The sequence below is a fragment of the Geobacillus sp. BMUD genome, assembly GCF_013096845.1.
GTDB classification, from domain to species: Bacteria; Bacillota; Bacilli; order Bacillales; family Anoxybacillaceae; genus Geobacillus; species Geobacillus vulcani.
This window is the reverse complement of record NZ_SDLA01000001.1, coordinates 756,971-765,875: the sequence shown is the minus strand read 5'-3', so window position 1 is coordinate 765,875 and position 8,905 is coordinate 756,971. Positions and strand designations below refer to the sequence as shown.

General features: G+C 55.0%; 7 protein-coding genes and 1 pseudogene. 2 read left to right on the top strand and 6 right to left on the bottom strand.

Translation table 11 applies throughout. The features are described from left to right. Positions 1–122: 122 nt before the first annotated feature. Positions 123–551: pseudogene (locus ETC05_RS03745) on the top strand (LLM class oxidoreductase); the annotation flags it as partial. Positions 552–556: 5 nt separating this feature from the next. Beyond that, positions 557–1,204 carry an MOSC domain-containing protein gene (locus ETC05_RS03740; RefSeq protein ID WP_171660393.1) on the top strand — a complete coding sequence of 216 codons (648 nt, stop codon included), beginning with the start codon at positions 557–559 and terminating at the stop codon, positions 1,202–1,204. Positions 1,205–1,363: 159 nt separating this feature from the next. Here the strand turns inward: ETC05_RS03740 and ETC05_RS03735 are convergent, their stop codons facing one another. The 6 genes from ETC05_RS03735 to ETC05_RS03710 all read right to left on the bottom strand — a co-directional run bounded on the left by ETC05_RS03735 (position 1,364) and on the right by ETC05_RS03710 (position 8,852). Then, a complete protein-coding gene (locus tag ETC05_RS03735; RefSeq protein WP_171660392.1) occupies positions 1,364–3,169 on the bottom strand; it encodes an ABC transporter ATP-binding protein in 1,806 nt (601 codons plus the stop codon). Continuing rightward, positions 3,153–4,889: an ABC transporter ATP-binding protein gene (locus ETC05_RS03730; protein WP_171660391.1), complete on the bottom strand. Its 1,737-nt coding sequence runs from the start codon at positions 4,887–4,889 to the stop codon at positions 3,153–3,155. Before ETC05_RS03730 ends, ETC05_RS03735 begins: the two co-directional genes overlap by 17 nt. 229 nt (positions 4,890–5,118) lie before the next feature. Beyond that, positions 5,119–5,544: an STAS domain-containing protein gene (locus ETC05_RS03725; RefSeq protein WP_171660390.1), complete on the bottom strand. Its 426-nt coding sequence runs from the start codon at positions 5,542–5,544 to the stop codon at positions 5,119–5,121. Between the two features lie 92 nt (positions 5,545–5,636). Further along, a complete protein-coding gene (locus ETC05_RS03720) occupies positions 5,637–6,062 on the bottom strand; it encodes an ATP-binding protein (RefSeq protein WP_171660389.1) in 426 nt (141 codons plus the stop codon). Between the two features lie 12 nt (positions 6,063–6,074). After that, positions 6,075–7,520 carry a SpoIIE family protein phosphatase gene (locus ETC05_RS03715; RefSeq protein ID WP_171660388.1) on the bottom strand — a complete coding sequence of 482 codons (1,446 nt, stop codon included), beginning with the start codon at positions 7,518–7,520 and terminating at the stop codon, positions 6,075–6,077. 228 nt (positions 7,521–7,748) lie between these two features. Next, positions 7,749–8,852, bottom strand: coding sequence for a GerAB/ArcD/ProY family transporter (locus tag ETC05_RS03710; protein ID WP_171660387.1), 1,104 nt, complete (start codon positions 8,850–8,852; stop codon positions 7,749–7,751). Positions 8,853–8,905: the final 53 nt, after the last annotated feature.

The following is an 8,905-nucleotide window of genomic DNA, read 5'->3' as shown; positions in this document are numbered from 1 at the left end:
TGAGTGTCTTATGCTCTAGCGGCGAAGTGGACACGCCTCAAAGAATAAGGATTGCTTGAAGCAGTCAAACTTCTTTGGAAGCCTCCACTTCAAATTTTCGCTAGAAAATTAAGTGGGGGTAGTTCACTAACGGCGAAGGCGGCCAAGAGTACATGCGGCTGTATCGCGACCGGTTTACCCCATCACCGCATTTGAACGAGCCGCGTACACTCGTGGCTGTATTTGCGATTTGCGCCGAAACGGATGAAAAAGCGGAATGGATCGCGGGAAGCCTTGACTTGACGCTCCTCATGATCGAACAAGGGATGGCTGTCAACGGTACGCCAAGTCCGGAAAAAGCAGCCGCCTACCCATACAGCCCGTATGAACGCAAACGGATCGCAGACAATCGGAAGCGAATGATCGTCGGCAGTCCGGCGCGCGTCAAAGACGAGCTGCACCAGCTGAGTGAAGCGTATGAAACCGAAGAAATCATGCTCGTGACGATTACATACGACTTCGAGGATAAACTCGCGAGTTTCCGGCTCATCGCCGAGGCCGTCTGGGGGTGAACACGATGCGAATTCTTTCCATTAATGTTGGAAAGCCGAAAACGATCCACATCGCCGGCCAGCGGATCACAACCGGCATTGACAAAACGCCGGTCGCCCATTCCGTTGCGGTCGGCAAACAAAACTTGGCTGGAGATGGACAAGCCGACCTCGTCCATCACGGCGGCGAAGATAAAGCGATTTGCGCCTATCCGTCCGAGCATTTCGTCTATTGGGAAGAGCGATACGGCCGTCCGTTTACGGCGGGGTCGTTTGGAGAAAACTGGACGCTTCTCGGTTTGACGGAAGACGATGTGTGTCTTGGCGACATTTATGCCGCTGGCACGGCGCTCGTGCAAGTGTCGCAGCCGCGCCAACCTTGCTCCAAATTGGCATTCAAACATCAGCTGCCCGATTTGCCGAAAGCTGTCTGCCAGACAGGAAAAAGCGGGTTTTACTTTCGCGTTCTCAAAGAGGGCGTCGTCGCTCCAGGCGCGCCGCTCGTTCTCGTCGAACGGGGCGCGGAGGCGTTGTCGATCGCCTATATCAATCACATTTACTATCATGAGCGGGACAATGCGGCCGCCATAAAGCAAATCGCCAGCCATCCAGCCTTATCCGCAAGCTGGCGCGAAGTGTTTCAAAAGCGCCTCTCCGAGCGAACGCGTCCTTAAGCCTATGCTGGCAAGACGCACCCGACACAAGCGGGCGTTTCACGCAACAATAGAAAGGCGCCCTGATCGTCGACCCTCGCGACACATGGCTTGGTTCAACGATCGGGGCGCTCGTTTTCAGTTCAGCGGGAGAGCGGCGTCGCCGCGCAGGCGCATTCCTCATCGGGCCTCATGCACACTGCGCAGCCAATAGCGCTGATACAATTGGAAATAAAATCCTCTTGCGGCCAGCAGCTCTTCATGCGTCCCTTGTTCGATCACCTTCCCTTCGTTGAGCACAAGGATGCGGTCCGCATGTTGAATCGTGTTCAACCGATGGGCGATGACCAAGCACGTTCGGCCGTTCATGAGCCGCGCGAGCGCTTCTTGAATGCGCACTTCGGTCACCGTATCAACGTTGCTCGTCGCTTCGTCCAAAATCAAAATGGCCGGGTCGGCGATCATCGCCCGAGCGATGGCCAACAGCTGCCGCTGCCCTTGACTGATCCCGCCGCCTCCTGGAGCCAAAACAGTGTCGTATCCGTTCGGCAGCTTCATAATAAAAGAGTGGGCGTTCGCTCGGCGCGCCGCTTCCTCAACTTCTTCATCGGTCGCCCCAAGCCGGCCGTAGCGAATGTTGTCGCGAACCGTTCCAGCGAACAAAAACGGATCTTGAAGCACAAACGCCATATGGCGGCGCAAGCTCGCCCGCTTGATCGTCCGGCTGTCGCGGCCGTCGATCCAAATCTCCCCACGATCCGGGTCGTAAAAGCGGGTCAACAGCTGCAACACGGTCGTTTTGCCCGCTCCGGTCGGACCGACAAGCGCCACCGTCTCCCCCGGGGCGACAGAAAACGTGACGCCATCGAGCGCCGGACGCTGTTTGTCATAGGAAAAGACGACGTGGCGAAACTCGATGCGCCCATCCAGCTTGTCGACGTCCGCCGCTTCCTGTTCATCTTCCTCTTCTTTCGGCAAATCTAAAATTTCCAGCACCCGCTCGGCGCCGGCCAACGCCGACAGCAACGTGTTCCATTGGTTGGCCAAATCGTTGAGCGGGCGGGTAAACTGGCGGGCATACTCCACAAATACGACGATCGTGCCGACCGAAATCGCCCCTTTGGCTGCCATCCATCCGCCGACGCCGGCGATGAGGGCGAAGCTGAAGTTGTTCAAAAAGTTCATCAGCTTCGGAATAAAGCCGGAATACGTCTGCGCCCAAAACCCGGCGCGTTTCAGCTCGGCATTTTTGCTCGCCAATTCCGCCTCCATGCGCTTTTCTTGCGAAAACAGTTTGACGACTTTTTGTCCGGAAATGACTTCCTCGATAAAGCCATTCATCTCGCCGAGCGCCTGTTGCTGCTCGCGAAAACGCACCCGCGTCCGATTGGTGATCCAGCGCATGCCGGCATACATGAGCGGCACGACAACAAGGGCGACGATCGTCAACAAGACGCTTTGCGAAAGCATCACCGCCATCGCGCCAATCAGCGTGAGCGTGCTCGAGATGACTTGTACGACGGTGCTGTTAAACGTCTGGCTCATGTTGTCGATGTCATTGGTAATCCGGCTCATCAGCTCGCCTTGTTGGCGACGGTCAAAAAACGAAATCGGCAGCTCGTGAAAATGGCGAAACAGCCGCTCGCGAATCCCACGCACCGTCCGCTGGCCGACATCGATCATCCAATAGTTTTGCAAAAACGTTGCCGCGCCAAGGGCGATATAAATGACAAGAAGCAAAACGAGCGTCGCCATAAACCCTTCCGTCTTCCGCTCCACAATGTACCCATCGACCGCCCGGCCGATGACGTACGGGCCGGCGAGCGCCAGCGCCGAGCTGGCCATCACCATGGCCATGGCTGCAAACAGCTTTCGCTTTTGCGGAACGATGAACACCCAAAGCCGCCGCAAAGTGCCGACGCTGTTTTTTGCCCGCTGCGGACTTGCTCCAAAACGCGCTCCGTGAGGACTATGCCGTAGTGACATCGATCGGTCCCTTCTTTCCTTCCTGCGTCGCGACAATGCGACGATATAACTCGCTTTCCGCCAACAATTGTTCATGGCTTCCTTGCGCCACCAAGCGGCCGTCTTCCAAAAGGAAAATCGTGTCGGCCGCCATCGCCGCGCTCACCTTTTGTGTCACCATCACCGTCGTGCACGCGTATTGCCGCAAAGCCGAAAGCAGTTTCGCTTCCGTCTCCGCATCGAGCGCGCTTGTGCTGTCGTCCAAAAGCAAAATGCGCGGCTCTCCCACAAGCGCGCGGGCGATGGACAAGCGCTGCTTTTGCCCGCCGGACAAGTTGACGCCTTTTTGACCGATTTTCGCCCCGTACCCATCCGGAAACCGAGCGATCGTTTCATGAATTTGCGCATCACGAGCCGCCCACACGATCTCTTCCATCGTCGCGGTCATCTTGCCGAAGCGGAGGTTGTCGGCAACCGTGCCGGAAAATAACAACACTTCCTGCGGAACAAAACGAACATAGGCGCGCAACTGCTCCGCGGCAAACTCGCGCACATCGATGCCATCGATCAACACCCGCCCGGCGCTTGGCTCATACAATCGCGGGATGAGCTGAAGAAGCGTCGATTTGCCCGAGCCGGTCGCTCCTAAAATCGCCACCGTTTCTTGCGGACGAATGACAAACGAAATGTCAGAGAGTGCATCGTGCCTGCTGTCCGGATAGCGGAATGAAACATGCTCAAAGCGAATTTCCCCGCGCCGGATGCTCGGTCCGTCGGCTCGCTCGCTTTCCTTTCGCTCCCCCGCTGCTTCAAGCAATTCAGCTAGGCGCCCGGCGGAAGCGCGCGCCCGTGAGAACGCCATCGTAATAAACGTAAACATCGACAGCGCCGCCGTCGCCCGTGTGGCGTAATTGATGACTGCTACGACCTGCCCGGCGCTCGCCGTTCCCGCCTCGACATGAAGACGGCCGAAAAACAACAGCGCGATGATGGCAGTGTTCATCACCAACAGCAATACTGGGGTGATCGTTTCAACGAGGCGAAGCACGCTCATCGTCCGATCCATGAGCGCATCATTCGCCTCGGTAAACCGCTCCTCTTCATATTCTTTTCTCATCCACGCTTTAATGAGGCGCATGCCGGCCAAGTTTTCACGCATCACCCCATTCACTCGATCGAGCGCCCGCTGGACGGCGGAAAACGAGGCAGCGGCCTTTTGCACCACCCATAATAAAAAGGCGGCGGAAAGCGGAACAGCGACCGCTAAAACCAACGCCAGACGAGCATGAATGACAAACGCCATCACGACGCCGAAGACAACGAGAAGCGGCGCGCGCAAGGCGATGCGCAAACTCATAAACAACATGTTTTGCACTTGCGTCACATCGTTCGTCATCCGGGTAACGAGCGAAGCCGGCGACAGCTGTTCAATGCGTGCAAGCGAAAACGATTGAATGCTGGCAAACAGCGCCGTCCGCAGCCTAAATCCATACTCCTGCCCGACATAAGCGGCGGCAAATGAGTTGGCGATGCCCGAGGCAAACGCCAACAACGATACGCCGAGCATGACGGCGCCCCATGTAAAAATGGCGGCCTCGTCCTGCTTCATGACGCCATCATCGATGATTTTCCCCATCAACAACGGTTGCCAAAGCTCAATGACGAGCTCAGTCAACATAAACAGCCAGGCCAACACCATCCATTTCCGGTATGGCCGCAAGTAAACAAGAACCCGCCGCATGTTTGCGACACTCTCCTCTCCGTTGCCACTGCGGCGCCGAGCCGCCCGTCATTGCTTATTTGATTTCATTCTAAACCCGAAAGATTGATTTGACAATGGTTATGCATCGACTGGCGATGCTCCCGGCCAAGACGGACATAGCCCCCGGGCGAACATCCGTCGCTCGGGGGCTATTGACGGCGATGTGAAAACAACGATCTGTTGTCATGATGGCAGCGCACCATGCCATCTACCATTCGCACTGGCGCCAGGCGGAATACAACGCCTCTTGGCTCATATGGTCGAAAGAGCTTGACGGGGCAAGGGACAACAGCTGTTGTTCGTCGGCCAAGACCGGCAGCAGCCGGTCGAGCTTGGCTATCAACAAAACCTTTTCTACAGCGGCGTTATCCCGGACGACGATGGCCATGGCGCGGCCGGCGCTGACGATTTGCTTAAAAAAGCGGACAAGGAGCGAAAGGCCCGTGCTATCCAAAAATTGGAGGCCGCTCACGTCGACGACGACAAGGCGGCGCTTGACGGCGGCCATCGCCGTCGTCAGCTTTTGTTCCGCCGCAAGCTGCGTATCATAGGCAAGCCGTCCGGTTAGCTTGATGCATTCGTATGCGCGTTCCACAACCGTTTCCAATTCAAACGACAAACGATGCTGTTTCATTGTATCCCCCTATCGTTGACCAGCCATGCCCTGCCCCCGCCACCACCCGCATTCGTTTCGATCATATGGATGCGTCCTTGCACCAAAGCCAGTTATGTTGCGTTTCGGCTCATTTTCATGACCAGCATCCGACGGCCTCCCTTCCGCTCGATCCACGTAACGTCATCCATAATTTCACGGATGAGCAAGAGCCCCCGCCCCGATTCGGCGAGCAATACATCAGAGAGCGTCATTTGATCGAGCTGTTGGATCACTTCCACCGGAACGCCGCCGCCCTCGTCCTCAACCGCCACGGCCACATCAGCGCTCGTGACGAAAAAGGAGAGCGAAATCGTCCCCGCCTCCATCCCCGCCCGTTGAACAGCTTTGACAGCATTGACGACCGCTTCATGCACCGCCAACACAAACAATTCCGCATCACGGACAGCAAACAACGAAGCAACCTGCTCCGCAAGGAGATGGCAAACCAAAACCGCTTCCTCGTCCGCCCGGCAGCGCACGATCCATTCACACACCACAAATCGCCCCGCCTATCCATGAACCGTGATGGACAATAAGCAAATGTCGTCGGAAGGGCTGACGAGCGGCGGACCTTGGCTGATTAAACGCTCGAGGAAGCATTTATCCGGCAAATGGCGGTACATTTGCGTGCATGAGCGAATTTTTTCAATGCTTTGCAAAATTGACGGGTCAATCTCCTCTAAAATACCGTCCGTATACAAAAGTAGGCGGGCTCGCTTGTCGTAATGAATGACCCCTTTTTCAAACGGCAAGGAAAACGGGCTGCCGATCGCCAAACCGCCTTTGTCCAACTCGTGGACGCTTCCATCGTCAAAAACGAGCAGCCCAGCCGGATGGCCGGCGTTCGTATATTCAATTTTTCGCTCTTTCGTGTCAATCACTAAATAAATCATGGAAAACAGGTGACGGATATCGTTGGTCTCATCTGGAAACAACGTTTGCACATGTTTTTCCAGCTCGCTCGCCACCGAGACCGGGTCGATGACGCGCACGATCAACCCGCGCAAAAGCGAGCGGAGCAGCATGCTCACCAAGGCCGACGAAATGCCGTGGCCCATCACATCGATGACGATCACCCCGTAGCGGTATAAATCGATTTGATAGCACGCATAAATATCGCCCGACAAATCATCGGATGGAATATAGACGGCATCCATCGTCACCGCCTCGTTTTGAATGAGCGGCGTCAGCAAATTTTGCTGAATTTTTTTGGCCAGCTCGACTTGGCGCCGCCGCTCCGCCTCTTTTTGCTTTTGCTTCGTCTCGTCTTCGATAAGGACGATATATCCGTCCCCCTGAAGCACGGGAATGACCGTATAGGCGACATTGGCGGACGTGCCGTCCGGACGCTGAACCATCCCTTCGCCGCATCGCTGCTCTTTGGGAGGAAACGGAAGCCATGTTTGGCTGCCGCAACGAAAGAGCGACCATATCGGGCGGCCGACCGCCTCTTCTTTTCGGCGTCCAAACAGCCGCTCTGCACTAAGCCCCCAATCTTGCACGATTCCATCCGCCGCCACCGGAACAACCGCAAACGGGGCGGAATCGCAAATGACTTCGAGCAACTCAGACGGCGTCGATCGATTAGCCGAAGGCATAACGGTTTGTTCAACAAAATGCCAAACGAGCCATTCTCCTTCGCTGCCTGATAGCCGATAGACGTTCATCCAACTCGTACATGTTTTCCCGCTTTTCGCTACATGGCGCGCTTCTCCTTGCCAACATCCGTCCCTTTTTACCGCCTCGGCGATGCCATCCAACAACGCAGCCGACCACTCGGCTGAAAACAGAACGCCGACCGGCCGCCCGACTAATTCGTGTTTGGCAAATCCGAGCCATCTTGGCGTCGGCTCGCTGACCGCAACAATCAAAAGTTGATGGTCGGTAATCACCATGCCGCTGCCCAACTGCTCTGCGTCTACCTGATCGATCGCCTGTACATTCGCCTTCACCATCGTTCAACCCTTTTTCTTTGTAATCAAATCGATAACCCTCAGCTGACACCGGCCTCCCGAAACCAAAACGCGCATCGGCGCCGGGCTGTTTCCACCCCGCCTTCGGGTTGCATGTTCAGCACCATTTTTCGTTCCATTGTTCCCTATAGGAACAAGATGATTGTTGTATTCTTGTTTTTTGACGGTTTTTCCTGCTTGCTGCAGCATAAATCTTCTAGGCCATTTTTCTTATTTTGCCGATTGTCCAAACCTCTGGCGAATCGCAGCGACCGCCAGCAACAGCACCGGAATGATGATTTGCAGCGGGATGTGCAGATAGAACGTGACAATCTTTAATCCTTCATGAATATGTTCCACATAGTTGCTTGCCATCGCCACCGACCACAATAAGACAAGCGCCCCAAACGGATAAACCAGCCGCTGGTGGTTCGAAAACCCGAATACATGAGCCACCCCCACGACGCCGGCATAAAAAAAGATGGAGACTTTAAAAAACCCCCCGATCACTAAAGCGACCATAAAAAAGACATCAAGCCGCTCTAAAAAGTGAGCGACTTGAATGCGGCGGATTGTATCGAGCAGTGGAAACGATGAACGTGACACCGCATCAGCTCCCAAGACAGCCGTATTAACAGCCATAATGATCGCCAAGTTGATCCCGGTCAACACCATCCCGGCAACGGCGGCCCGCCGCGCTTTTTCCGGACGATTCAAGTATGGAAACAGCATGGTAAACACGATCATTTCACCAAACGGCACGTACAACGTTTCCGTGAACACCGTTTTCCACACCCGTTTCCATCCTTCCTCTAACACCGGTTGGAGCTGGGTTATATCAACAATTCCAGAAGCGATAACTAAGGTAAATCCGACAACAGCTAGTATTTGCAATAGCGCATAAAGCAGTTCGCCGGTGCGCGCCAATACTTCGATGCCTTTATAAGCGCTGTACATGACCGTCATCGCCATAAGGGCATTCAAAACAAACAGCGGCGTTTCCGGATAAGCAAATGTGAGCAACAATTCGCCAAAGTCACGCAACACACGGGCGGCGATATAGAAAAAATAGGTAATATAGAGAACCGCCAACAACTTGCCGAACGGCTTGCCGACGATCTGCATCATATAGGAAGTTAGCGGCTGATCGGGGTAATAATGAAACAAACGCTCGTAAACCAAAAGCAGCAACAGCCCAAGTGCTAGGCCGAGCAAAATGGCGATCCACACATCTTGCTTGGCACTGACGCCGAGCGGAATGACGATCGCACTCCCATGCTCAAACAGCACGATCAGGACAAACAGCTGGCGCATATTGATTTTACTATGTTCCATCTCGCTCCATCGCCCCTCACTCTACCGTATCCAACGTTTTTTGGGTTGAAAAT